General features: G+C 34.5%; 18 protein-coding genes. 5 read left to right on the top strand and 13 right to left on the bottom strand.

The window, feature by feature from the left end; all coding sequences use genetic code 11:
* Window positions 1-3: 3 nt before the first annotated feature.
* The 5 genes from V6624_RS02830 to V6624_RS02810 all read right to left on the bottom strand — a co-directional run bounded on the left by V6624_RS02830 (window position 4) and on the right by V6624_RS02810 (window position 4,333).
* Window positions 4-1,008, bottom strand: a complete 1,005-nt coding sequence (locus V6624_RS02830; RefSeq protein ID WP_111286827.1) for a DHH family phosphoesterase — start codon at window positions 1,006-1,008, stop codon at window positions 4-6.
* Window positions 1,009-1,206: 198 nt separating this feature from the next.
* Window positions 1,207-2,442, bottom strand: coding sequence for a voltage-gated chloride channel family protein (locus tag V6624_RS02825; RefSeq protein WP_111286825.1), 1,236 nt, complete (start codon window positions 2,440-2,442; stop codon window positions 1,207-1,209).
* Window positions 2,443-2,579: 137 nt separating this feature from the next.
* A complete protein-coding gene (locus V6624_RS02820) occupies window positions 2,580-2,963 on the bottom strand; it encodes a RidA family protein (protein WP_111286823.1) in 384 nt (127 codons plus the stop codon).
* A 150-nt stretch (window positions 2,964-3,113) separates the two neighbouring features.
* Entirely contained in the window at window positions 3,114-3,419 is a 306-nt protein-coding gene (locus V6624_RS02815; RefSeq protein ID WP_111286821.1) for a chaperone modulator CbpM, read from the bottom strand.
* Window positions 3,416-4,333, bottom strand: a complete 918-nt coding sequence (locus V6624_RS02810; RefSeq protein WP_111286819.1) for a DnaJ C-terminal domain-containing protein — start codon at window positions 4,331-4,333, stop codon at window positions 3,416-3,418. The genes V6624_RS02815 and V6624_RS02810 overlap by 4 nt, the downstream gene beginning before the upstream one ends.
* A 334-nt stretch (window positions 4,334-4,667) precedes the next feature.
* On the opposite strand from V6624_RS02810, the gene V6624_RS02805 reads away from it, so the two are divergent.
* The gene (locus V6624_RS02805) at window positions 4,668-5,342 is read left to right on the top strand and encodes a hypothetical protein (protein ID WP_338840798.1); all 675 of its coding nucleotides are present in this window, start codon (window positions 4,668-4,670) and stop codon (window positions 5,340-5,342) included.
* Between the two features lie 162 nt (window positions 5,343-5,504).
* Here V6624_RS02805 and V6624_RS02800 read toward each other — a convergent pair whose 3' ends face one another.
* The gene (locus V6624_RS02800) at window positions 5,505-6,032 is read right to left on the bottom strand and encodes a hypothetical protein (protein WP_111286815.1); all 528 of its coding nucleotides are present in this window, start codon (window positions 6,030-6,032) and stop codon (window positions 5,505-5,507) included.
* A 225-nt stretch (window positions 6,033-6,257) separates the two neighbouring features.
* Here V6624_RS02800 and guaA point away from each other — a divergent pair, with 225 nt between their 5' ends.
* From guaA to V6624_RS02780, 4 genes are all read left to right on the top strand, one after another.
* A complete protein-coding gene (gene guaA, locus V6624_RS02795) occupies window positions 6,258-7,787 on the top strand; it encodes a glutamine-hydrolyzing GMP synthase (protein ID WP_111286813.1) in 1,530 nt (509 codons plus the stop codon).
* A gap of 63 nt (window positions 7,788-7,850) precedes the next feature.
* Window positions 7,851-9,761 carry a LysM peptidoglycan-binding domain-containing protein gene (locus V6624_RS02790; RefSeq protein WP_111286811.1) on the top strand — a complete coding sequence of 637 codons (1,911 nt, stop codon included), beginning with the start codon at window positions 7,851-7,853 and terminating at the stop codon, window positions 9,759-9,761.
* Window positions 9,762-9,855: 94 nt separating this feature from the next.
* On the top strand, window positions 9,856-11,940 hold the full coding sequence (locus tag V6624_RS02785) for a LysM peptidoglycan-binding domain-containing protein (protein WP_338840794.1): 2,085 nt from the start codon (window positions 9,856-9,858) through the stop codon (window positions 11,938-11,940).
* Window positions 11,940-12,341: an OsmC family protein gene (locus tag V6624_RS02780; protein ID WP_111286807.1), complete on the top strand. Its 402-nt coding sequence runs from the start codon at window positions 11,940-11,942 to the stop codon at window positions 12,339-12,341. Before V6624_RS02785 ends, V6624_RS02780 begins: the two co-directional genes overlap by 1 nt.
* Before the next feature lie 407 nt (window positions 12,342-12,748).
* Here the strand turns inward: V6624_RS02780 and V6624_RS02775 are convergent, their stop codons facing one another.
* The 7 genes from V6624_RS02775 to V6624_RS02745 form a co-directional block, all read right to left on the bottom strand.
* Window positions 12,749-14,128 (bottom strand): Gfo/Idh/MocA family protein, encoded by a 1,380-nt coding sequence (locus tag V6624_RS02775; protein WP_111286805.1) that lies wholly within the window; start codon window positions 14,126-14,128, stop codon window positions 12,749-12,751.
* A gap of 98 nt (window positions 14,129-14,226) precedes the next feature.
* Window positions 14,227-16,410: a M1 family metallopeptidase gene (locus tag V6624_RS02770; protein ID WP_338840791.1), complete on the bottom strand. Its 2,184-nt coding sequence runs from the start codon at window positions 16,408-16,410 to the stop codon at window positions 14,227-14,229.
* A gap of 22 nt (window positions 16,411-16,432) precedes the next feature.
* Entirely contained in the window at window positions 16,433-19,528 is a 3,096-nt protein-coding gene (locus tag V6624_RS02765; protein ID WP_338840790.1) for a DUF5107 domain-containing protein, read from the bottom strand.
* Between the two features lie 236 nt (window positions 19,529-19,764).
* Window positions 19,765-22,761, bottom strand: coding sequence for a glycoside hydrolase domain-containing protein (locus V6624_RS02760; RefSeq protein WP_338840789.1), 2,997 nt, complete (start codon window positions 22,759-22,761; stop codon window positions 19,765-19,767).
* Window positions 22,762-22,793: 32 nt separating this feature from the next.
* Window positions 22,794-23,795 (bottom strand): c-type cytochrome, encoded by a 1,002-nt coding sequence (locus tag V6624_RS02755; protein ID WP_111286797.1) that lies wholly within the window; start codon window positions 23,793-23,795, stop codon window positions 22,794-22,796.
* A 13-nt stretch (window positions 23,796-23,808) separates the two neighbouring features.
* A complete protein-coding gene (locus tag V6624_RS02750) occupies window positions 23,809-25,215 on the bottom strand; it encodes an aryl-sulfate sulfotransferase (RefSeq protein ID WP_111286795.1) in 1,407 nt (468 codons plus the stop codon).
* 93 nt (window positions 25,216-25,308) lie between these two features.
* The gene (locus V6624_RS02745) at window positions 25,309-26,820 is read right to left on the bottom strand and encodes a RagB/SusD family nutrient uptake outer membrane protein (protein ID WP_111286794.1); all 1,512 of its coding nucleotides are present in this window, start codon (window positions 26,818-26,820) and stop codon (window positions 25,309-25,311) included.
* Between the last annotated feature and the right edge of the window lie 13 nt (window positions 26,821-26,833).

Here is a 26,833-nt window from a genome sequence, read left to right as displayed (position 1 = left end):
GGACTATAATTTTAGTTTTGTTACTAAATCTTCAAATTTCTTAACCGTTTCTTCCATAGAAACCTCAGATCTTCCGCCAGCCGCATTGCTGTGACCACCGCCATTAAAATGATCTCTTGCAAACTGGTTTACATCAAAACCGCCTTGTGAACGGAATGAAATCTTAATAATGCCTTCGTCTTTATTTTCAATAAAAATAGCAGTAAAAACGATATCTTTTATGCTTAAGCCATAATTAACAATTCCTTCGGTATCACCTTTAACATAATTGAAAGAATCTAGTTCTTCTTGTGTTAACGTGGTATATGAAGTTTTATGATCTTCAAGAATTTTCATATTCTGCAAAGCGCGGCCTAATAACTGTAATCTGCTGAAAGAGCTATTATCGAAAAGCAGGACAGGAATTTGAGTGTTTTCGACACCTAAATCGATTAACTCTGCAATAATTCTATGCGTATTTCCTGTTGTTCCAGGGAAACGAAACGAACCTGAATCGGTTAAAATTCCTGTATAAATGCAAGTTGCAATGGTTTTATCAATATCTTCTTTTTTATTTAAGAAAGTGATAAAGTTGTAAACCATCTCACAAGTTGATCCGTATGAAGTGTCTGAATAAGTGTATTTAGCGTAATCATCAGGTTTTTGATGATGATCGATCATAATGAAAGTAGCTTTCAGCTTTGCTAGAGTATGCTCCATTTCGCCTGTACGATGAAATGCATTAAAATCAAGCGTAAAAATGATTTCTGCCTCTTCTAAAATCTGCGTACAGATTTCAGTTTCTTTTTCGAATATTTTTACAGTTTCTGATCCTGGAAGCCAAGCTAAAAAATTAGGGAAATCATTAGGCGCAATTACCGTTGCCTGATGATTATTTTTAATTAAAAAATGGTATAAACCTAATGTTGATCCCATTGCATCGCCATCTGGTCCTCTGTGCGGAATGATGACAATTTTCTTTGGGGTAGCGAGTAATAATTGAATCGCTTGAATATCTTGTATTTTCATAGTGTGCGAATTTACATTTTTTTAATGTAATGCTGAAAATAATTAGTCGCAGTTTTCAGTTTCAGTTTTCAGATATTCTAGGGTTAAAAAAAATGTACGCGGATGAAACGGATTCGCTATCGCGAAAACGCGGATTTGGACGGAATTTTTTATTTTGAAACTGAGAGTGTAAACTGCGACTGCGACTGAAAACTCCGTTTAAAGAAACCTTTGATACAATTTGTATTTCGCACCTTTTACAATCTGAGATTTGTAGATTCCAACAGAACCAGAAGAAAAATAAGCAATTGTACAGGCGATTGCAATGAAGATTCCAGGAGCAATTCCGAATAATTCCATTCCCATAATCGTGCAGGCGATAGGAGTGTGGGTTGCACCTGAGAAAACAGCAACAAATCCGATTCCTGCTAAAAGAGCAATCGGCATCGGAATCACGGTCGATAAAGCACTTCCTAAAGTTGCGCCGACAAAAAATAATGGAGTTACTTCTCCTCCTTTAAAACCAGCTCCTAAAGTAAATCCAGTAAATAGGATTTTAAGCAGAAAATCGTACCATTGATTCGGATTTGAAAATGAATCAACAATAACTGGAACGCCCAAACCAGAGAATTTGGTAAATCCAAAACCAGCGATTGCAATAGCTAAAACAACTCCACCAATTACTGGACGAAGCGGTGGATATTTAATGTTTTTTGAAAAAAGAGAACCCCAGAAATGAGTGCTTCTCGAAAATAACAAAGCTGCAAATCCAGATGAAATTCCAACAATTAGAGTAAAAATAATATTGTTTAAACTAAGCTCTGGAACAACCGGAATGCTGTAATGTGTATGTTTGATTTCCCAGAATTCTACCGTAAAATAAGCTGCATAAGCAACTACGAAAGAAAGCAAAATGCTTTTGAAATTAATTTTACTGAAATATAAAACTTCCAAAGCGAAAATTGCGCCAGCCAAAGGGGTTCCAAAAACAGAAGCAAAACCCGCGCTGATTCCGAGAATGATCAACATCTTGCGTTCTGAATTGTCAAGCTTGAAGAATTTTGTGAACTGATCGGCAATTGCGCCTCCCATTTGCACCGCAGTTCCTTCTCGTCCTGCGGATCCTCCGAATAAATGTGTAAGTAATGTTCCTAAAAGTACTAAAGGAGCCATTTTAAACGGAATCACTTTTTTAGGATTTTCGTATTCTTCCAATAAAAGATTATTTCCTTTTGCAACAGATTCTCCCCAATAATAATAACTCAGACCAACCAGAAATCCGCCGAAAGGCAGAAGCCAAATAATCCAGTCGTGCTGAATTCTAAATTGTGTCACCCATTCTAAAGAAACTAAAAAGAAAGCAGATGCAGAGCCTGAAAGTATGCCTATTAAAACACAGATAAGAATCCATTTTGGAAGAGAAAGCAAGAATTGTTTTGGATTTTGGGAAGTCATTAATGAATTCTAAAAGTTTGCCACGAATTTCGCCAATTTTCACGAATTAAAAGGAAAAATAATCATTTTTAATCCATTTAATCTGTGGCTTAAGAAAAATAATTAGCGCAATTAGTGTAATTCGTGGCTATAAAAAATTACTGAACAACAGCAGTAAATTCTATTTCAACCAGATATTCTGGAGCAACCAGTTTACTAATTTCATAAAATCCTGTTGTTGGTTTTATATCTTTAAAGAAAGCAGAGTGTGCTCTTGCCACTTCTTCAAAAGTAGAAACATTGGTAGTAAAAATTCTAGTTCTAATTACATCTTTCATACCTACATTTAAATCTTCTAAAACCTTTTCAACTCGCTCTAAAATATTATAGGTTTGAGCATAAGCGTCATCAGCTTTTACTTTATCGCCGTCAACAATGGCGACAGTTCCAGAAACTTCTACAATATTGCCAATTCTTACGGCACGGCAATATCCCATTTTGTCTTCCCACGGCGATCCAGTTAAGATGTTTTCTCTTTTCATTTTTTTAGTTTTTTGCGAATTTGTCTATACGTTTTAAAAGCAAATTCAGGTTAATTAAAGATGCTGCAATTTAAGAATTATGGTTCTGAAAGGAATTAAAAAAAGCTTGAAATCAATTCAGAAATTCAAGCTTTTTTGTGATATAAATCGTTATTCGGTTTCTTTTTCTTCGTAAAGGCGAAGCTTGTTTTGTACCGTATTTAAATTTTGCTGTAAGGTTTCGATTTTGTTTAAGAGATTTGCAATAGCATCAATTCCTTCCAGATTAATTTTGAGATCGTAATGCATGCGGATCATTTTTTCGACTGTTGGCAACTGTTCTGGTTCCAGAAATTCGTCATTTTCTTGTGTAATAATATGGATGAGTCCGTAGTTATTAAGTTCGGTTATAAAAGTATTTTCAATTTCGTGATAGATACAAAACTGTTTGATCTGGATTAAATTTTTGCTTTTCATGACTTTCTTAGTTTTGCTAATTCTTCAAATAATTCTTTTTCCTTATCCGACAATTTTGTTGGAATCTTGATAGTATAAGTGATGTATAAATCGCCAAATTGATTCTCCTTTTTATAAACAGGAAAACCTTTTCCTTTCAGTTTTACCTTCGTTCCCGGTTGTGTTTCTGCTGGAACTTTAATTTTTACTTTTCCATCAAAAGTATTGATATGCGTTTCTCCGCCTAATATAGCTGTGTACAAATCAATTGGAGCATCGGCGTATAAATTATTTCCTTCACGTTTAAAATCTGAATTATTAGAAATTATAAAGGTGATGTACAAATCGCCATTTGGACCGCCATTTACGCCGGATCCGCCATGATTTGGAATTTTGATAATTTGTCCATTTTCTACACCTGCAGGAATCGTAATTCGGATATTTTTGCCATTTACTGATAAGTTCCTTTTATGTGTTGTATAAGCTTCTGCGAGATCTAACTCCAGTTCAGCATTAAAATCCTGACCTCTATATTTAGACTGCGATCTGCTTCTTCCTCCGCCATACATCGAATTGAAAAAATCGGAGAAATCACTTCCAGAAAAGTCTCCGCCAAAACCAGAAAAATCGCCACCCGAGTATTGAGAACCGCTTTGTTGTCTGCTTTGCTGCTGATTTGGGTCGTAGCCTGCCTTTTCAAATTCTTCAGCATGTTTCCAGTCTTTTCCATACTTATCGTATTTTTTTCGATTTTCTGGATTACTTAAAACTTCGTTTGCTTCATTTATTTCTTTGAACTTTTTTTCGGCTTCTTTATCATTCGGATTCAGATCGGGATGATATTTCCTTGCCAGTTTTCTATATGCTTTTTTGATATCTGCTTCAGTAGCCGATTTTGCAACATCTAATACTTTGTAGTAATCTATATAATCCATTTCATTGAGTTTTATAAATGGTTAAATAAAGTCTTGAAGTTAAGAATAAGTTGTTAATAATCAAAATGATGAATGATTTTATGAAATGAGATTTTGGAATTTGGAAATTTAAGAGTTGAAATTTATTTTTTATGAAATAAAAAATCTTGGCAGGTTTTTTGATTCCAAAAATTAGCTTAATTTAATGTTATAAAACTCCTAAAGTTGTAGAGGCTAACTAAATTATACTATTTTTGTGATGCTGGACTTTTGATTTTATATTAATTATAAAAGCCGATTCGATAATCCTTTTTCAATGAAGCACATTTTATTTTTCATATTATTTTTTACTGTATTGTCAGTATCAGCCCAAGCCGAATTTAATTCTAAATTCAAAGCTATTCCTGCACCAAAGTTTAGCGCAAAGCCTAAAAAGACTCCAATTCCTGAGGTTAAAGATCCACAGGCAGACAATTTGGATATTCCGAGTATTAAAACTCCGAATGTTTTTGAAAATACTACAATAACTCCAAAATCGAAGTTTCAGATAGGAGAAGAAAAAAGCAAATTTACCATGTCTACAGAAACCGATTTTGCTAATCCAGGCGATCGTTATGTGGCAAAAATGGAAAAAGATCTGGATAAAGCCTTAAAAGATGCTGGCTTAAGAGAAGGTCGAGGCGTATTGGTGAAGAAAAATATTTCGCTAGGAGATTTTAAAACTAAATCAGAATATTTTATAGTGAAGTTCCGAGATTTTGGAGCAATTGATGGCGATTTAGTAAAAGTATCTTGCAATGAAAGCGTAGTAAGAGAGCGAATTCTACTGGATTCAAATTTCCAACAAGTAAAAGTTAATCTTAACGCAGGTTTTAATAAGTTAGATTTCGAAGCTTTAAATATAGGTTCGCTAGGAGGAAATACCGCAGAAATACAAGTGTATGATGATAAAGGAAATATGGTCACAAGCGATTATTGGGACAACCTTGCCGCAGGATTCAAAGCGTCTATTGTTGTGACGAAAGAGTGATTTTTTTTGAGATGCTAAGATACTAAGGTTCTAAGACTATAAGTTTTTTTAGAAGCTTAAATAAACAAAAAAGGAGATTCTAATTTTAGAATCTCCTTTTTTTATACGATCTGATTAGAATCTCAGCAACTTAGAACCTTAGCATCTCAGCAACTTAGCATCTTAGAAAGGATCCGCGGTAACCTTAAACTTCATTTCTGCTTTTACAGTTACGTCTTTAGTTAAAGTTTCTTTTAAAGTTACTTGAGTTCTTATTTTGTAGCTATCTGCTTTAATATATTCATCCAGCTTTTTATCCGTACAAATCAAATCAATTGAATTGCTAGATACGTTAATATTATCTACGTAAGCTAATTCTATTTCATCTGAATTTGCTGTTGAGATATACAGATGAATTGATTTTAAAAATGTAAAAGTTTTATCAGACGGATCGGTAATTGATAATTTTAGTGATCTGATTTTAACATCTTTTACCAGATTGGCTTTAGTTTTATTGTTTTCAAATTCAGCAGAAGAATTGGTTGTAACTTCTGGTGTAATAATTTCTAATGGCAAGTTGATTGGAGAAGTGCTTTGAATTTTTATCGAAGTGTTATTCGAAATAGTAAAAGTCAATAAATCATCGACAGCATTACAAGAAGAAAAAAAAAATGACAAGAAAGCTGTCAGTGCAATAAGTTTTGATTTCATGGTTAAATTAAATTGGGTTTTTCGTTAGATACGAAATAATTGGGTTTTTGGATTTGCAAAGATACTGAGTTGCTAAGATTTTAAGTTGCTAAGTTTTTTGTTTTTGAGCTAGAAAAAAGCTCAGAACCTTAGTAACTTAGTATCTTAGAATCTACAGTGAAAAAAAAAATATTTTTTTTCACTGCTCTGATTTTTCAATTTCGAATATAAAAAGTATTTTTGCGCATGCAACACAACGTACTTATTTTAGATTTCGGATCGCAATATACTCAGCTTATTGCGCGTAGAGTTCGCGAATTAAATATATTCTGCGAAATTTTCCCTTACAATCACATTCCAAGTGATTTATCAAGTTATAAAGCCGTAATTTTAGGAGGAAGCCCTTTCTCTGTTAGAGGAGAAGATGCACCACATCCTGATTTATCAGAAATTAGAGGTAAAATGCCTTTACTTGCCGTTTGTTACGGAGCGCAGTATTTAGCTCATTTCAGCGGTGGAGAAGTGGCAGCTTCAAATACAAGAGAATACGGAAGAGCTAACTTGTCTTATATTAAAGAAGGTGAAACTTTCTTTGAAGGAGTTTCAGAAAACAGCCAAGTTTGGATGAGCCATAGCGATAGTATCAAAGCGCTTCCAACAAATGCTGTAAAATTAGCAAGTACGCATGACGTAGAATACGCAGCTTATAAAATCGAAGGCGAAACTACTTATGCAATTCAATACCATCCAGAAGTTTACCATTCAACAGATGGAAAACAGATGTTGGAAAACTTCTTAGTAAAAATTGCTGAAGTTCCTCAAAACTTTACACCAAATGCTTTCGTTGACGAAATGGTAGCAGAATTAAAAGAAAAATTAGGAAACGACAAAGTGGTTCTTGGTTTATCTGGAGGAGTAGATTCTACTGTAGCAGCAGTTTTATTAAACAAAGCAATCGGACAAAATTTATACTGTATCTTCGTTAACAACGGACTTTTGCGTAAAAACGAATTCCAAAATGTATTAGATCAATACAAAGGAATGGGATTAAACGTAAAAGGTGTAGATGCTGGAGATCGTTTCCTTGGCGAATTAGCAGGAATTAGTGATCCTGAAACAAAACGTAAAACAATCGGTCGTGTATTTATCGAAGTTTTTGATGATGAATCACACTTATTGGAAGACGTAAAATGGTTAGCGCAAGGAACAATTTACCCAGACGTAATCGAGTCTGTTTCGGTAAAAGGACCATCAGCAACAATTAAATCGCACCACAACGTTGGTGGATTGCCAGATTATATGAAATTAAAAATTGTAGAACCTCTTAGAATGTTGTTTAAAGACGAAGTTCGTAGAGTTGGTGCTACATTAGGAATAGATCCAGAATTATTAGGAAGACATCCTTTCCCAGGACCTGGATTATCAATTAGAATTTTAGGAGATATTACTCCAGAGAAAGTACAGATTTTGCAAGATGTTGATTCTGTATTTATCGAAGGATTAAAATCTTGGGGATTATACGATAAAGTTTGGCAGGCTGGAGCAATTTTGCTTCCTGTAAACAGTGTTGGTGTTATGGGTGATGAGCGTACTTACGAAAAAGTAGTAGCGCTTAGAGCTGTAGAATCAACAGATGGTATGACTGCTGACTGGGTTCACTTACCTTACGATTTCTTGATGAAAGTATCTAATGATATTATCAACAAGGTAAAAGGCGTGAATCGTGTTGTTTACGATATTAGTTCAAAACCACCTGCAACAATTGAGTGGGAATAGTAGCATAATTTAAAATTAAGGTCTTACATTTGTAAGGCCTTAATTTTTTATAACCTACTATTTATGAGAGAACTTTTAACAATTTCTCTTGTGTTTATTTTGTCTTTTAACAGAATAATTGCGCAAGATTCAATTATTGAACACAAAATTCAAAAAGGAGAAACTGCTTATTTTATAGCACAAAAGTATAAGGTTTCTGTAGAAGAGATTTACAAACTCAATCCCGAATCTCAAAATGGAATCAAGGATAATCAGATTTTAAAGATTCCAATTCATCATCTAGAAAATTCAAATTCAAAGCAACAAACTCATATTGTTGCCCCTAAAGAAACATTGTTTGGTTTATCTAAACAATATCACGTTTCGGCAGAAGCGATTCAGGATGCTAATCAAGAAATTCTGGCCAACGGACTTCAAATTGGTCAAGAATTAATAATTCCTCAAAATTCAGATATATCTAAGTCAGAAGCGGCTGTTTCTTTAAAAATGACACATCAGGTTGTGGCTAAAGAATCTTTATTCAGTATCGCGAGACAATACAATGTTTCAGTTCAAGATTTAGAAAATTTGAACAAAGACATTTTGATTAATGGCTTGCAAATTGGTCAAACGATTTCAATTCCGAATAAAAGAAAAACTTTGGATGGAAGAGTTCGTGTAATTAATCAGGAAACAGTTTTTCATGTTGTTCAACCCAAAGAAACTAAATTTTCAATTGCCAAGAAATACGGAATTTCAATTGACCAATTGGAATCTCAAAACCCTGAAATTGTAAATGGATTAATTGTTGGAAACAAATTAGCAATTAATACCAAAGGAATTCAACCAGCAAACGAAAGCGAAGAATTGATGTTGGCTTTGGCCGAAAAACAAGTCGTTGTCGAAAAAACAAAAGCCAAAACAGTTGAAATTGAAGATTTGAAAGATCGCTTGGTTGTTCAGAAAGAAATGAATCAGAAAATTATAAAGATTAATGATCTGAAAGTGAATCTGAATGATATGAATGGCTCTAAAGAAAATTCGGTTGAAAAACTGCGTCTGGTTTTAGAAGCCAATAAAAATGTACAGGATATTTTAATGGCAAAATTAGATTCGCTTGTCAATTCAATGAATGATGATTTGAAAGAATTAAAGCGAATGGATATTTTGAATGTGGAAGAATCTAAAAGATTGGAAAAACAATCTTCTGAAGGAATTAATAAAACCAATGAATTATCGTCTCAACTGAAAAAAGAATTGGCAGAAAATAGAAAAGCTTATGCTGGTTTGATGAATAAAGTGGAAAAAATTGCAGTTGAGGAAAATCAGGAGTATAAGAGGAAAATCCGCGAAAGCGAAAAAAATACCAACACAGCTTCTTTGCAGCAGCGTTTGTCTTTAGAAGAAATAAAAAAATATAAAGCAGAGCAGGAGTTGGGCGATAAACAGAATCAGCTTTTGATTGCGAAAATTGATTCTTTGGATACTCAGAAAAAAATTGAAGTAAAAAGACACATCAGCAAAGCTTCTTTTTATAGTATGGAAGCTAGAAAATTTGATGATAAATTGGCTTTAGTTAAACTGAAAAAGTATCAGGACGAAGCGGTTAAAAAGCAGAAAAAAAATGGTGCTGGCGAAAATTCAAAAACAATTTCGCTGGAGGAAATGAAACAGGAATTGAAAGACAATCCGTTACGAACTGACAAAACGGTAAAAGTAGAAGTTTATGATAATCTTAGAGAAGTTTCAAACGGGTATTACTTAGTTTTAGGTATATTTACAGACGCAGTTGACCGAGATAAGCTTATTATGAAACTCATTGATTCTGGTGCGTTTAATGCCAGTTTTTTTTTCAATATTAATAGTCTTTCGTACTATGTTTATAGCGACAAATACGAAAACATGGAAGAAGTGCTTTACGAATGCAAGAAAAAGGAAGAAGATGAGTTATATAAAGAAATCATTATTGCTAAAGTAGAAATCGATTTAAGGTAATTTTTACAGCAAAAAAACAAACGGCGCGAATTTTGCTTTTGGTAAAATTGTAACTTATTTTAGAATTAGAAATTAAATTGTTTTAAGCCTTATTATGAAATATTATTTAACAGTATTGTCTCTTGTGTTTTTTATTACTTCAAGCGCATTTTCGCAAGAAAAAGTGGTGAAGTATAAAGTATCAAGCGGTGAGACAATTAATCAGATTGCACAAAAATTTAAGGTAACGCCTTTTGATATTTATCAGCTCAATCCAGATGCAAGAACAGGATTGGTGCCAAACTCTGTATTGTTGATTCCAACAAAAACTGGAGAAGCAAAAAAAGAAGTTTCTGAAACTAAAACTGCAGTATCTTCAGGAAAAGAAATTATTCATGAAGTACAGCCAAAAGAAACGTTTTGGAGTATTGAACATAAATACGGAATTTCGGATGAAGCGCTTAAAGCAGCAAATCCGTTTTTAGAAAAAGAAGGTGTTCAGATTGGACAAAAATTGGTAATTCCTGCAAAAGGTTCTGCTGCAAAAGCTGTTTTACCAAATAAAACAATAAAAGAAAGGGCACAGGAAAAATATGTTTATCATGATGTGCAGCCAAAAGAAACAAAATATTCAATTGCTAAAAAGTATAATACTACTGTTGAAGATATAGAAAGACGTAATCCTTCTATAGTTTCTAATTTACCTGTTGGATATAGGTTAATAATCAAGGGAATAGCGCCTAAAGAAGAAGGTGTTCAGACAGAACCAACAAAAACTGTAGAAAGTAAAAAGCCTGTTGAAACTTCTAAAAAAGCGGTTTCTTATATGGATTATCAGGTAAAACCAAAAGAAACTTTATATAGTTTAGGTCGAGTTTTTCATTTATCACAAGATGAATTAGTGGCTTTAAATCCGTCACTTTCTGAAGGTTTAAAAGAAGGAATGATTTTGAAAGTTCCTGCAGGATATGTAGCTCCAGCTCCAATTGTTGCAACACAAGTGCCAGCTGAAAAAACTGCTGAATCTACATGGAACAAACCAGTTGAAAACACTGGTGGCGGTGGAATTAAGATTATCGATAAAGTAAAATCGACGGAAAATGAAAATATAGAAATTGTCGAACTAAGCAAGAAAAAAGGAGCTAACGAACGTAAAAAAGTAGTTTTATTGCTTCCTTTTAATATGGCAAAAGTACAAAGTGATACTTCTGGAACGGCGAATAGAATTAAAAACGATAAGTTCTTAAACATGACTTTAGATTTTTATTCTGGAGCTATGATGGCGATTGATTCAGCGAGAACATTGAAATTGCCAATTGATGTTGCAATTTATGATTCGCAGGAAACAAAAACGACTTCAAATGTTTCTAGTTTAAGTTCGAAACTTCAAGATGCAGATGCTGTAATTGGGCCATTTTATCAAAGTAATGCAGAGGCTACAGCAAATACACTTCGTATGTATAATGTTCCTGTTATTTCACCTTTATCAAAAGATAGCGCAAATCCGATTGAGAATTTATACCAAACGATACCTTCAAATGATGTAATCAGAAATTCGATGTTTGATTATATGCGTTCTAAAAACGGAAATATTATTGCGGTAGTTGATAAGAAAAAAGAATCGGTTATCAATTACATCAAACAAAACCAAAAGGGAGTTGCATTTGCTACTTTAACTGAAACTGGCGGTTTGGATGCAGCGAACTTAAAAAGCTTATTATTGCCAAATCGTATGAATTATGTTGTTATGGAAACGGGTAATACAGCAATGGTGAAAACGACGATTAAAGCGTTGCTTGATTCTCAGAAAACGTGTCAAGTTCAATTGGTAATTTTAGAGCCAAATAGTACGTTAGATACAGATGAAATCAGTTTTGATAATTTGGTAAAATTGAAATTAATGTATCCTTCTGTAACTCGTGAAAGTGACGAACAAGCGGTTTTAATTTATGAAAAACAATACCGTTTGAAAAACAAAGCAAATCCAACTACTTATGCAACAAGAGGATTTGACGTAACGTTTGATACAATGATGCGTTTGGTACAGGGAAAAACATTTCAAGAAACTGCTGATTTGATGACGACTCAGCAAGTAGATAATAAATTTCAATATTATAGAAAAGAAGATGGCGGACACGCTAATAAAGGTGTTTACATCTTATATTATGATAGTGACTTAACTTTAAAAGTAGCAAATTAATGACATCAAAAGTAACCTATTTAGGAGATTTAAGAACAAGTTCAATCCACGTGCAATCAGGAAGCGAAATCATTTCTGACGCACCATTAGATAATAACGGAAAAGGAGAAGCATTTTCTCCAACAGATACTGTAGCAAATGCTTTAGCAAGCTGCATGATGACAATTATGGGAATTAAAGCCCGTGATTTAGAAGTTGATTTTGTTGGATCTACAGCAGAAGTAACTAAAATTATGAACGCAGAACCAAGAAGAATTGGAGCAATCGAAATTGTATTTCAAATGAAAAGTAATGCTGACGAAAAAAGCAGAACTATTTTGGAACGTGCTGCAATGACTTGTCCAGTATTCTTAAGTTTAAGCAGTGAAATAGAAAAGAGAATTACTTTCAACTGGAATTAATTTTTTGTTTAAATAATTAATAAAGGGGCTGTCTCAAAAGGACAGCTCTTTTCTTTTGTAAGCTTCGGAGAAGCGAAATATTTATAGTAAAGAATAGATATTTATTATAATATGTCGTTCCTCTGGAGCTTTTTCATTATGGAGATTGAAATGCTATAAATATTTTGCCCCGCTGGGGCTTTGCTATATGTTTTTGTATAATGTTCCCCCATTTAAAGGAGATCTTTTTTATAAGCTTCGGAGAAGCGAAATATGTATAGCAAAGAATAGAAGTTTACAATGTAAAGCTCCAGAGGAGCGACATATTTTTTTACAATCTAAATTTTATGAACGGTCTAAAACAGACAAGAGAGCAATATCTACTTTGCCCTCTTGTCCCTCTTTAACTAACCAATAATATTTATTAATTACTCTGAAAATTCTAATTTTTTCAATTTATTCCAGCCTCCACGAGTAAAGTCCGGTATTTCAACAGGCGCAGAATTATGGTCTAATGAAATTTCGGTTAATGGACCAAGGCATGACCATTCGGCTAAATCGTAAACATCCATATCAAGCGGAAGTCCTTTTTGCAAACAGTGGATTAAACGATAATCCATAATAAAATCCATTCCGCCGTGACCGCCCACTTTTTTGGCTTGTTCTTCAATTCCTTTGGCAATTGGGTGTTTGTATTTTTCCATTAATGCTTTTTTCACTTCTTCTGGAACAAAAGAGTGAGCGCTCAATTTTTCGTGATTTGGTTTTACGTCATCGCTTAATTCTTTTCCGTCAAGCGCATAACCTTCCAGCGGATATTTATTAGCAAATCCTTTTGTACCGCTCAATTGATACATTCTGCTGTACGGGCGAGGAGAAGTAACATCATGCTGTATTTGAATCGTCTTTCCGTTTTCTGTGCGAATCATGGTCATGGTATGATCTCCGTTTCTAAAATCTTTAATTTCCTGTCCTGATTTTTCTTTAATGTAAGCAGGATTTCCGACGGCTTTTGTATCCATAGAAACCAAGAAATTCATTTTGTCACCACGATGAATGTTTAATGCCTGACAAGCCGGCCCCATCCCGTGTGTTGCATAAATATCACCGCGGTGTTTGATGTTATAATCCATTCTCCAGTTATTCCAATATTCTCCCCAAAACGGTTGTAAGCCATGAATATAAGAACCTTCAGCATGAAGAATTTCGCCAAAAAGGCCTTGTTGTGCCATATTTAAAGTAGTCAATTCGAAGAAATCGTAAACACAATTTTCCAGTTGCATACAATGTTTTCTTGTTTTTTCTGAAGTATCAATCAGTTCCCAGATTTCTTTCATAGTTAAAGCTCCCGGAACTTCAATTGCAACGTGTTTTCCATCTTTCATAGCTTGAACTCCGATAGAAGCATGATGAAGCCAGTCTGTAGCCACATAAACTAAATCTACGTTTGGCAGCGCCGTTACTTTTCTCCATGCATTTTCATCACCGTAGAATTCTTGTGCTTTTGGAAATCCAGCTTTAGTCAAAATTTCATTTGATTTTGCAGTATTTTCTTGAGTCATATCACACAGCGCTACAATTTCAACACCAGGAATATGTGTCATACGTTCAACCGCGCCTGGACCACGCATTCCAAGTCCGATGAAAGCAATACGTACTGTTGGAATTGGATCTGCAGCCATTCTAAGCACATCTTGCTGTCCTTTTGGGCGTGACGGTGTTTTGGTCTTAATCATTTGTGCAGATGCAATTGTCCATCCGAACAAAAGAAAAAGAGCTATAGTAGATTTAAAAAAGGTAGTTTTCATAAGTGATAGTTTAGTGGTAATTTATTCTAAAAGTAACCTCTCTAATGAACCAAATTAGAGAGGTTTTCAAAAACAAAACAATCCAAGGACTTTTATAATTATTTTTGACTACTAAATCTTTTCATTAATGGCGTTACATGTTTTTGGGTATCGTCATCTAATGAAGCCAATGCCTTATGTGCTTCGGCTGGTGCATATTTTGTTAATCCTGCTAATCCTGCAGCAATTACGTTGTATGATTGTTCTTTAATGCTTTCTTCTATTAACGTTTTATAAGAAGTATCTCCAGTAGAAGCCAATTTTACAATTGCATTTGCTCTTGCGATTGTCTTTTTATCGTTTTTAGCAATATCAAGAAGCGTTTTTAGAACCTGATCTTTGGTTTGTTTTTCATTTAAATCAATTGCTTTGATGCTCAACACTCTTAAATCTTCTTGAGGGTCTTTTAAACCTTCTAATAAAATAAGCTGTGACTCTTGACTTCTATCTTTTGAAGCAAATTTTATAGCTTCAATTCGGTTGTAATACGATGGCGCATTTTTATATTGAAAAAGATAATCAGCAGCCGTTTTTTTATCTACATTAACTTCGCCAACTAATATTTTATCTGGATCTAAGTCTATAAATTCAGGTTTTGAAGGAAGATCAAAACTGAAGCTTTGTTGTCTTTTATTAATTAAAATTTCCTTTCTTGTTTTAGTTCTGTTTATGTAAAAATCAACTTTTAAAGGCAACGTAAAGGTTTGCACTGCACTATCCTGAGATTGATTTATTGTAATGATAATTTTTCCATTTGCATATTTGTAAGTTACATCCAAAATCGGACTCCCAGCATTATAATACCATTGATCAAAATAAGGCAACCAGTCTTTTCCTGTCACTTCTTCCATAGATAAACGCAACTGATGCGGTTCGCCAGATTTATAAGCATTTGTGGTTAAATAATGATTTAATCCTTTAAAGAATGCTTCGTCACCCATTTGATTTTTCATGGCATATAAAATAATCGAACCTTTCGAATAGCTGATGTTATCAAACATATCGTCTGCATTTTTGTAATGAAAACGGGCTAAAATAGGGCTGTCACCATTTTTTTGAGAGCGTAAATAATTCTGCAATTTTTCATAACGTGATCTGTCTTCGCCATCTTGTCCGGCATCGTGCCCGTGCCAAAGTACTTCTCCAAAAGTGGCAAACGATTCATTCATGGTTAAGTTCGACCACGATTCAGCCGTTACATAATCGCCAAACCATTGATGAAAAAGCTCGTGAGCGATGGTGCTTTCTTGATTATCATCTAATAATTCGCGTTCTGTTTTCTGAACATATTCGCCATGAACGGTTGCTGAAGTATTTTCCATCGCGCCTCCAAAATAGTCTTTCACCACAATCTGCGCATATTTTGCCCAAGGATATTCTACGCCAAGCATTTTGCTGTAAAAATTCATCATATCTGGCGTTTTATAAAAAATCTGTTTGGCATAAGGTGCATATTTCGGCTCTAAATAATAGCTGACTTCTTTGCCATTATAAGAATCTTTATAGATTTTAAAATCACCAACGGCCATCATAAACAAATATGGTGCATTTGGCTGTTCCATCTTCCAGATATCAGTTCTTGTACCGTCTTTATTTACTTTTTGTGATGTTAATTTACCGTTTGAAAGCGTCGTATACTTTGCCTCAACTGTCATAGCAATTTCAGAAGTTGTTTTCTGATTTGGTTTGTCAATTGTTGGAAACCAGCAAGAAGAAGCTTCTGTTTCGCCTTGAGTCCATATTTGTGTTGGTTTGTCACCTTTTCCGTCAGGATTAATAAAATACAATCCGTTTGAATTGGTAATCGATTCTCCTGCTTTGCTTTTCAGTTCTGCTGGTTTTGCGGTGTAATTGATGAAAATCGTGTACTTTTCAGTTCGTTTGTATTTTCTGTTTAATGCAATAGAAAGCTCTTCGTTATCGTATTTGTATTGTAGCGGAATACTTTTTTTACCGTCAATAATAGCGATTTCTTTAAAATCCATTCCTTTTGCATCGAGCTTAAGCGAATCGGTTTCGTAAAAATGCGGTTTTAAAGTAATCCATTCTTTTCCGTACAAATAACGTTTTCCGTAATCGAAAGAAACTTCCAATTTGGTATGAATTAAATCGTGTGTTTTTAAAGGAGTAGTGCGATAGATCGATAACTCATCAACCTTTTCTGCTTTGTTTTGTGCCTCAATTTTTGGACTCATCAAAACGACAAGACCAAAAAAAGTATATTTTAAAAAATGGTTTTTCATTTTTATTGTTTTTGAAAGTTCTTTACAATTTTTCGATAATTCTGACTTCACCGTCTTTTTCATCTTCACTCAAAATATTCGATGGTTTTTTGGTGTAAGACAATAAAGTCCACTGCACTATTTTATTTGTCGGATATAAATCTGCTTGAGTTTTAATCCATTTTTCAGCCTCTTGTGAAGAAGACGTTTTTTCTATCGCCCAAGCCGAAACAAGGTTGTTTGCCGGAAGGAAGTTCATAACTGTATTATCCACTACAGGATGGAAAGCGACAATTTTGTCCAAAGATTTAGAAGCCATTTCTTTGTTTCCTAAATTGGTATAACATTCATAATCCAGCCAGTTTTCTAGTCTTTCATCGATGTTTTCGTCATACGGTTTTCCAACGCCTAAATTCTCTGGAAACAGTTTGGCATCAGCAATAAATTGTAATGCTTTTTTGTACTGCTTATTTTTGATTTCTGCTAAAGCCTGCATCAATTTAGCTTCGTGATACAATTGTCTTCCTGCTGTTGCACCTTCAAACGGAAGGATCTCCAATTTGGTCAAGAACGAATCGGCTTCGCGGTGTTTTTTATTTAGCAATAAAGTTTTAGCGTAAAGCATTCCAATCAAATAATTGTCTTGATGTTTTTTATAGAAAGATTCAGCCGTTGTAAGCGCTTTGTCAAATTGTTTTTGAGCGATGTAATGTTCTGCAAGCATTTTATGGTATCTCCAACCTTGCGGATTCAATTTTATTGCCTGTTGCAGACTTGCCAATACTATTGAAGCATCATCTTTAAATAACGAAGCTTTTGCTCCATAAAATGCAGGATCATTTGGTTTTGAACCGCATTCTGAAAACAATCTTTTAGCTTCTGAAATGCTGTTACGATTCCATTCTATTAAACCTAAATGATATTTCAATTGGTATTGATCATTTGTTTTAATTAATGATTTCAAAATTTCAGCAGTTTCATTTCTAAAAGGGAAACTAGTTCCTGGTTTGATTTTGCTTACATCAACTGGTTTGTTTTCTAAAAAGGCTTTCCAATAGATGATTTCAGCACTTGGTTCAGCAATAGAAAATACTTTTAAAGCTTCTTCTTTACGGCTAATATTATTGTACCAGATTCCTAATTCAAGAAAAGTTTGTTCTGGCATTTCGTTTTGAATGGCAGCAATAAAAGCATTTTTTGAATCGTTTGAATTGCTTAAAAGGTATTTTTCAAAATCAGCAAAATGATTCAGCGGATCTAATTTTGTAATGGTTTTTAAAACTGAATTTGCTTTGTCGGAATTATTTTGAAGACGATATAAAACCGCTAAAACCTGTAAACCTTCTATGTTATATTGATTGTATACCAAGCTTTTTTCAGCATATTCAACCGCTTTTGGCAAATCGTTTTCTGCTAAATAAATTTTGCTTAAAGCAGTATAAGCTGGACTGCGGAATTCAACGCTTGCAGCAGCAATGTCAAAACCATCTTTTGCATCGATAGTATTTCCTAAATGAAAGTTTGCCAAAGCATAAAAATAATTCGCAGCAGGATCATAAGTATCAATCGATAAAGCTTTGCTTGCAGAATTTACAGCTGCTTTGTAATCTAATTTTCTGATTTGCAAAGAAGCCAATGCAGAAAGGGCAGGTGCGAAGTTTGGATCTAGTTTTAAACAAGCATTCAATTTATCTTCAGCCAGAATATAATCTTTAAAACTGATATAATTTTCACCCTGTTGATACAATCCGTAAACCGAATTATGATCAAAATCTTTTGGTATTTCTACAGGGCGATTGATATTTCCGTCTTCTGGAGCAGAATTCCAAACGAGTTTATTTCCTCCTAAAACAAATTTCAATTTATTAGAATCGACTTTTATCTGAATAGAATCTTTAAAAGTTTGCATCGTATTCAATGCAATGTCTTTAGAATACACTTTTTTGTCATTTTCAAAAACTTCAATTTTTTCATTTAGTTTTTGAAGCGGAGAAAAATAGATTTTCAACCAACCGTTTTCATTTTTAATATTAACTGAACCGTAATTATTCGCTTTTACAAAACCTTTTGTGTGTTTTACGGGAAACCAATATTCGGTCCAAGTATCCGTTTGATATGGTGCAAATGAACGTTGTTTGAAAGGTGTAAGATTACTGCCTTCGCTCGCCTGATTAAACAATCTTCCGCTTTGCACTTCTACATATTGTCCGTCAGTATCGGTTAATAATTTTTCCCAAATCATTCCTTGCTGAGACAATCCCCAAATCCAGATTTTTTTACCCGGTTTATCATCGTGATTGCCATATCTTCCCATTCCGAAATCTTCATCATGATAATATCCTCCAAAGAAATCATCGTATTTACCGAATACATGGTACGATTTGTAACCGCCAAAATTGTTGTTTTTGTAGAACGATAAATCTTTGCCGTTTTCTTTATCAATTGGCCAAGAATTGTATTCTCCGTTATGGCCAATGTAAGTCTGACCCGGATAAATAAACTGCAGATTTTCGGCTGCTTTAATTCCCGTATTCATCCAAGTATAATAAGGCTGTTCAAATTCGGTTGTATTTGACCAAAACGAATTTGTAGTAAAATACGCTTTGTCTTTTGGAAGGTTGATGTCTAATTTCCAAGAAGTTCTTGTCAATAAATCTAAAACTCCAATCACGCAGCTGATACTTCCGTCTTCTCTGTTTATGATTTTATAATCGACAGGAGTGGCGCAGTTTGGCGTGTGTCCGATAATCCCGTAATTGCCTTCAACACCGCCGCTTGTCCACGGTCCGCGCATGGCAATGTCTCTAAATTTTACAACATGATTATTGTACACAATATCTTTTCCTGTAGATTTTTCTATAGCCGACCAAACTTTTCCGCCAATTTCTGGCAAGATCATCAATTTGATATAATCGTTTTCAATTTCAATTACTTTCCATTCTTTCTGAACAGGTTTATCGGTAAAACCATCAAAACGGAAATACGGATAAAACTTGGTATCTGGTTTCGGAATCGGATCAGGATCTGAGAATGGATATGTGGTAAATACTTTTTTGTATTCTTTTATAGTGGGTTTATTTTGTGCTGTGACAAAGAGGCTTCCAAGGAGTAAAAAGGATAATAATGGTCTAAATTTCATGATGGAGAGCTTGGTTATTTGTGGTTATTTTTTTGCCACAGATTTCACAGATTAAAAGGATTTTTTTTAATCTGTGTTAATCTGTGTAATTTGTGGCATTATTTTTTTTGCATTTTTGTCATTTCGACGAAGGAGAAATCACACTCGTAAATCGATAAAGATTGGCGATTTTCTGTGTGGAATTTCTTGTGTGATTTCTCCTTCGTCGAAATGACAAACTGGACTGTGCTTTATGATTACTTAACAATCAACAACCATCCTTTTCCTTTAGGAACAGTTATTTCGTCTTTTGCTGTGAATGTTTTTGCAGGCTGGAAATTGGTAACTTCTGGAGCACTAATAGTTGCTTTTGCAGGATTGATTCCTAGTTTTTTCCAGTCAATATTTAGTTTCACATTTACATCAGCATCTGCCCAGCTTGCGATTGAAATTAAAGCTGTTCCATTCTTTTTGTAAACTGTTGCCAAAACTTTGTCGTTGTTTGTTTTTACAGGACAGTTTTCGCTCCAATATCCAATCATTTCAGAACCTTTAATTCCGAAAGAATCCCAAAGTTTCCAGATGTTTCTTGGGTCTGCGCCATCGCTCCAAGGCAATCTGTTTGTCATTCCGTAAACCATTCCTCTCCACGGATTTCCGCCATCTTGAAGCATTTCTCCCATTAATCCAAACGGAATTCCACTTACCTCAGTCAAGAAAAAGTCAGGTTGATTTTTCTCATAATCAAAATATTCTCCAAACCATAATTTATTGATGTATGGAAAGTGTTCCATGTATAAGTTTGCACTATTATTAAATCCGTCACTTTTGTTGTATTGATTTGCACTATGTAAATCGATAATTCCAGGATGACCGTCTTTAGTCAAAACTCTTTTGATACGTTTCATCGTGATTCTGTCGAAAGCGACGTCGTCTAAATAAATTCCGTCAATACCAACGTTTTGAGTTAGCCAATTCATTCCTTCCACATAATAATTATGCCAACGGTTCATGCCGCTATTTACGATTGCAGCATCTTTAATTTCAGGAACAAACCAAGCAGCGATATAATCGTCACCAACGTGTTCTTGCAACCAAGAGAATCCGCCACCTTTTCCTGGAGAATAGATTTCGTGACCTAAACTTCTTAAAGCAAAAGTCTCATAAGCTTTGTTTGAAACCTCTCTAACCGTATTATAGATTTTTACTTTTAATCCTTTTTCATGCGCTTCATCGATATACGTTTTCATCTTTTTAAATTCGATAAAAGGATAATTGATATACGGATTGATTGCATTTGCGTGGTGAATATTAATTACCGTCGCGCCAGTTTTAGCAATAGAATCGATTGGACTGTATTTGTGATAAAACTTTGTATCCCATTGAAAATCGGTATTGATAGTATGGAAAGGTGTAATCAATAAGTTGAAGTTGTAATACAAAACATCGCCCTTTTTCATTGTTCTAGCACCGCTATACGCATTTACTAAAACTGATTTTTGATTTGGCGTAATGGTAATTCCACCTTTATTTTCGTTACCCCAAGAAGTTGGCAACAATAAAGGTTTTTGCAAATAGAAATTCGTGTTTAACGGACGGCTGTATTTTTCGTCTCTTAAAGAAAACTGCAATCCAGAATTTACTGCACCAATCCAAGCACCGTCTTGGTTTTTATGAGCTACATCCCATTTCCAGTCGAAAGTTGCAGGACGATCGCCACCTTTTTGACCTAATCCCATCATGTATTTTGCAGATGTTGGCTGCATTGGCATTTGGAAGTTGATATCATTAAATGAAACATCTTCAAGAGCTGTAACTTTTACAATATAATGTACGAAACCATCAAATTCAACAGAAGCGTTAACATCCATTTGAACCGATTTTGAAGTCGAAGTACTTTCCCAAGAAACTGTTCCCGCTTCTTTTTTAGTAAATTTTACACCATTGTTTTTCCATTGTGCTTCTTTTCCAGATGCATCAATAAAATGAAAATCGATTGGCGAACTTAAAATGTCATTTGCTTTTGCTGTTACAGAAGTCATTTCTGGAGTAAAGAAAGTCTGAATTTGCGCAGGGAATCCGTTTGGTGCTACAATCAGTTTTCTTCCTAGTAAAGCAATTTCAGAATTGTTTACTGTTAATGGAGTATAAGGTGCAATAACCGTATTTTCTTGCGCTAAAGTTGAGTTTAACCATTTTAGGCGAGTCATTTTTTCTGGACTGTCAATGCCTCCGTTTTTTGTTACTTGGTTAGAAACCGTAATTTGAAGATTGATTTCTTTTGATTTTCCATTAGCAGTAACAGTTGCTTTTCCGTTGTAAGTTCCAGCCACTGCAGTTTGCGGGACATCAATTCCGCACCACATAGCCTGAATTTTTCCTTTTGAAACTGAAACAGTATTCGTGAAAGGATTGCCGTCATATTTCGTTCCGTCAGTATTGATACAGTTAATTTCTTTTGCATCAATTGTTCCAGAAGGACTTACTAAGTTAGAAAAAGTCACTTTAACATTTTTTAAGTCTTCAAGAGCGTAAACTCCTAATTGAAAAGCTAAATATTCGCCTTTCATTGCTGTATCAGAAAAACTATTTTGAACGCCTTTCTGAATCCATCTTTGTGGTAAATCCGATTTTAATTTGATAGAATGTTCTCTGTCTTCTGGGAAAACCAAGAAAGAGTTTCCGCTGTTTTTTGCCACAAGAGCAGAAGTCTCAGAAGCTGTAGCAATTACTTCCATTGGGTAAAAACTGTTGAAAGCATTTACACTCTGAATCTCTGTTACAGCGGCATTGTCTTTTAAGTTTGCCTTTAGGTTAGAAAGCCATTTAGCATCGGCTTTATCTTCAGGTTTCTGATAAATTCCTTTTGGGTAATTTGCAGTTCCTTCATCAACATAAGGCATATAATAAACGTAGTATGTTCCTTTTCCTGAAATTGGTTCAAAGAAAATAGTGCCGTTTTCTCTATTGATATTTTCGGTTTTTATGTTCTGAATTTCTTTTCCAGACGCATCCTGAACGATAATCTTTTTAAGTTCCGGATTTGTGTCTCTTCTTCGCCATTCGATAGTTGTTTTAGCAACATTTCCTGAGCCAGAAAAAGCAACTACAGCGCGGTGATTTCCTAATTGATTCGGATTCCAGCTGTCATTTCCGTCTGAATATTTTATTTGTGCAGTTAGCGGAATACTGATCGTGAAAAGACACATTATCATTATTCTGCTTAAAAGCGTTGTGTTTAGGTTTAGTTTCATTGTATAATCAGGTTAAATAGTATATTTTGAGTTTAGTAAACGGCTTTCCATCCTTGTTTTTTCCAGTAAGCAATAATTGGTTTGTAAGGACCATATTTATGCTGCTCTTCTGTAAAATTATCCTGAAAAGGGCTATGTGAATAATCAATTGGTTTGCCCATTTTATTAGGATAATCAAATGTTTTAGGATTTGGTCTTTTATGAATTTCATCATCATTAACAAAGGCAGCAATATCAAGAGCTTCTTTATCTGTTAAATAAGGTTTTCCTAAAAGTACTTTGTCATAAGGCATATTGCTTTTTAACCATTGCGCTTGTTTAATTACGCGATGCATACTTGAACCCGGTTGGTAACCATATTCGCCCCAAAGAGGAGGATAAGTATAACCTGATTTGTCGGCATTATAAACTCCTTCACCATTATTTCCGTGGCATCTTGCACAGTTTTCAGCAAATAGCACTTTTCCTCGTTCTGGACTAGCCGCAACATCTGGAAACTCGATTTCTAAATTTTTTGCTCCTTTAAAATTACCATCTTTTGGAACAAATTTGCTAATCCATTTAAAATAAGATAAAAACGCCACCATTTCTTTACTGTCTAGCGGAAGCGGTTTTCCAGAATGCGGGCGCATAATGCAGTTATTAACTCTTTCTGCCAGTGTAAGCACTTTGTTTTCGCGCCCGCGATATTGTGGATAATTATCATGTGAAGACATTAAATTGAATGCATGAGGTTTTGTTCCAGCGTCTTGATGACAGTTCGTGCAGTTCATTTTATTGCCTAAATATTTTCCATTTTTCCCGTTTGGACCAATATAATAAGCGGTTTTCATCATTAATTCTCTTCCGTAACGAACCGATTCTCCAAATTGATCGTCTGGAATTTGAGAAGTATCGATTGTGATGTAACCTTCATCTTCTTCTCCTTCTTCAATGGTTGTTGAAGCTAAAGTTTGAGAATTTGATTTGGTGCAGGAATTGAAAACAGCCATTGATAATGCTGAAAAAAGTCCGATAAGAATTGTTTTTTTCATGGTTACTATTTTTTTAATTTAGAAGAAAAGGTTTTAGTTTTTCTTCAGGAATAAAGATGGTTCTGTATGGCGGAATTTCGGATTCTAAAGCCCATAGCAAAACTCCTTTTTTATTGGTTAAAACCGTAATATGTCTTTTTGAACAACAGACTAAAATGGCATCTTTATCAATCATATAAGCACTTCCCATTCTGTCGTTGTAAATTTCTTTTGGCAATTTTATATGAAAATCCAGTTTTGCAGCATTGTTTTTTTCGTCAATTTTGAATGCAAAAACAGAAGATTGTTTTTTGTCTACTCCGTTATCAAAAAAGAGCAAACTTCCTTCCTGATCGATGTGTGCTGCGTGTGCCTGAGAGAAATTACTTTCTGGCGTCATTTTCATGTTTCCGCCTTTACCCAATTTCCACATCACTTTTCCGGTTTTTGCATTTACTTTCCAAATCTGACCATTGTTGTAGAAAGAGATAAGAAAGTTTCCATCTGTATCATAATTCAGACTGTTGGCGTGTGTCCAATCTTTTTTGGTTTTCAGTAAATCTTTGTCTTTCAAAGGATCTAAGTCATCAAAAACACTCCATTTCCAAAGTTGTTTTCCTTTTTTATCTAAAATCAGAATCCCGTCTCCGTTGATTGTATCTTGTTTTTTCCCTCCAATAGAAGTCAAATCCATTATTTTTTGATCGACAGTTATGGTAACAATTTCGTTTGCCGATTTTTTTATGATTTCATGATGAATAACTTGTTTTAAATCGCCTTGCCCTTTTTTAATGTGCATTAAAGTATCGCCTTGAAGATTGATTTCTAGAATTTCACTTCCGTAGCTTGTTGGTTCGTCGTTTGTGCCTAAAATTGAAATAATAGTTTGTTCTTTTGTGAAATGAGGAACTTTAAATCCAGTTCCTTCAAGCGTATGATACCATCTTAGATTTCCTTTGTAATCCACAATATAAGCGGTTCCTGGAGTTTCTCTTTTGGCTAAAAGCATAAAACCTTTTTTGAAATTTGCGGGAAGCAATTCAGGTTTTGGGCAATTGGCTTTGAATTGTTTTTGAAGCCATTCTGGAAGTTTTCTTGATTTGAAAGTATAAATTTTACTTGGCTTTTTCTCGCCGTCCTGAACCGTAAACAATTGATAGCTATAACTAGTTTCTGGTGTAATATTGCAAAGAACCAATGAATGTTTAATTCCAGATTTTGAAATAGGAGTTGTGATTTTACTATTCGTTCCTTTTTTGTCCGACCAATATTCTGCGTATACCTGAGTTTGGTCATTCGTAGTAACATCGATTTGAATCTTCAATTCGTTGTTGCCATGAATCCCAATATTGATATTTGCGATACCTTGATTTTTAGAACAGCTTGCCATTGCTAGCAGGACTAAAATAAAACTTCCTTTTTGTATTAATTTTTTAATCATTTCAAAGGCTTCTTTTGTGAAACAGAAAGTACTTTATTCGTATTAAAACAAGAATAGACAGACATTTAACTGTCTATTCTTGATCTTGGATTTTTATTGTCTGTCGGCGTTGCTTAATTTCGGATTAAGGTTAACCTGACTCTGCGGATAAGTATAATATTTGTTTTGTGGCATTTTTACTAAAGCTGCCTCGCCAACTCTAAGATGATATGCATTTACTAAAACATCATATTTGTTCATTCTAATTAAATCTTGACGGCGTTTTCCTTCGTAGAAAAATTCCCAGCCTCTTTCCTGTAAAATAGCATCTCTCAAAGTTTCTTGAGTCTGACCTGCCAAAACCAATAATTTTGCGTGAGATCTCGCTTTTACTCTGTTAATAAGATCGATAGCTTCACTTGTTGGTCCGCTAATTTCGTTTAATGCCTCAGCTCTACTCAACAATACATCTGCATAACGAAGAATGTTTACACTATGACCATCATAATAGGTTGTTGTCTCGTCATCAGCGTATTTTTTAGTAGAAACGTCAGGCATATAAAATTCGCCTTCTGGCGGTTCAGCTCCTAATGATGGCGCTTGTTTGTGAAGTAAACCATCTGTTCCCATAAATTCTGGGAAGAAACATTGTTTTCTTTCATCTTCATCTCCAAAAGTATTATAGAAATCCCAGTTCACAGTATAATACTGCCATCTGTTTTGTACAACTGGATGATCGATTGGTCCAAAATGGTTTAATAACTCAGTTCCGTTTGTGTTAGCATCACTTAAGGAAGAAAAGATGTTTTCGTTGCACCATTTGTTGCTTTCTTTAAATAAGCCTAAATAAGAAGGATAAAGACTGTATTGGTTTAAATCCATTACTTGTTGTGTCAAAGTCACTACTTTTTGCCAGTCGTGGCTACGCATATAAAGTTTTGCCAGTAAAGTAAGAGCGGCACCTTTTGTTGCACGTCCTACATCGTTTGTGCCATAAATTTCGTTGCTTTCATAATTAACTGGCAATACATCAGCAGCTTCAGTCAATTCTTTGATAATGAAGGCATCGATTTCTTCAACAGAAGATGGCGGAGTTTGATCTAAATATCCAGGATTTCCTAAGTTCGCTTCGGTAATTAAAATAACAGGCCCCCAAGAATCGGTCAAATCCATATAAGCAGAACATCTTAAGAATTTAGCTTCAGCAATAAATTGCGCTTTTTCTGCAGCTGTAATTCCGCCCATTGGTGTAATGTTGAAAATTGCATTGTTTGCATTTGCGATCAATTTATACATTGCGTTCCAGTCTTCTGCAAGCAATCCGTTTGTAGAATTCCAAGTTCCTAAAGATAATTGTCCTGGATCTCCTCCGTATTGACAGTGTCCTAAATCGGTAGCAATATCTGTCAGAGCAAAGTGTCTTGTAGCCCAATACGAAAAGTTATCGCCTACAGATGGTCCTTTTAACCTACCATAAATAGAATTGATGGACGCAATAGCATCTGACTTTGTTTGATACCCATTGGTATTAGTCAAACTGCTATATACCGTAGGATCAAGATCTTGGTTACACGAAAATTGTGTCCCAGCGGTAAGTAAAAGTAATAAGATTGTATATTTTTTCATTTTACTAAATTTA

The sequence above is a fragment of the Flavobacterium ginsenosidimutans genome, assembly GCF_037478105.1.
Taxonomy (GTDB): domain Bacteria; phylum Bacteroidota; class Bacteroidia; order Flavobacteriales; family Flavobacteriaceae; genus Flavobacterium; species Flavobacterium ginsenosidimutans.
Note: the sequence above shows the minus strand (reverse complement) of the source record. Positions and strands in the feature narration are given on the sequence as shown.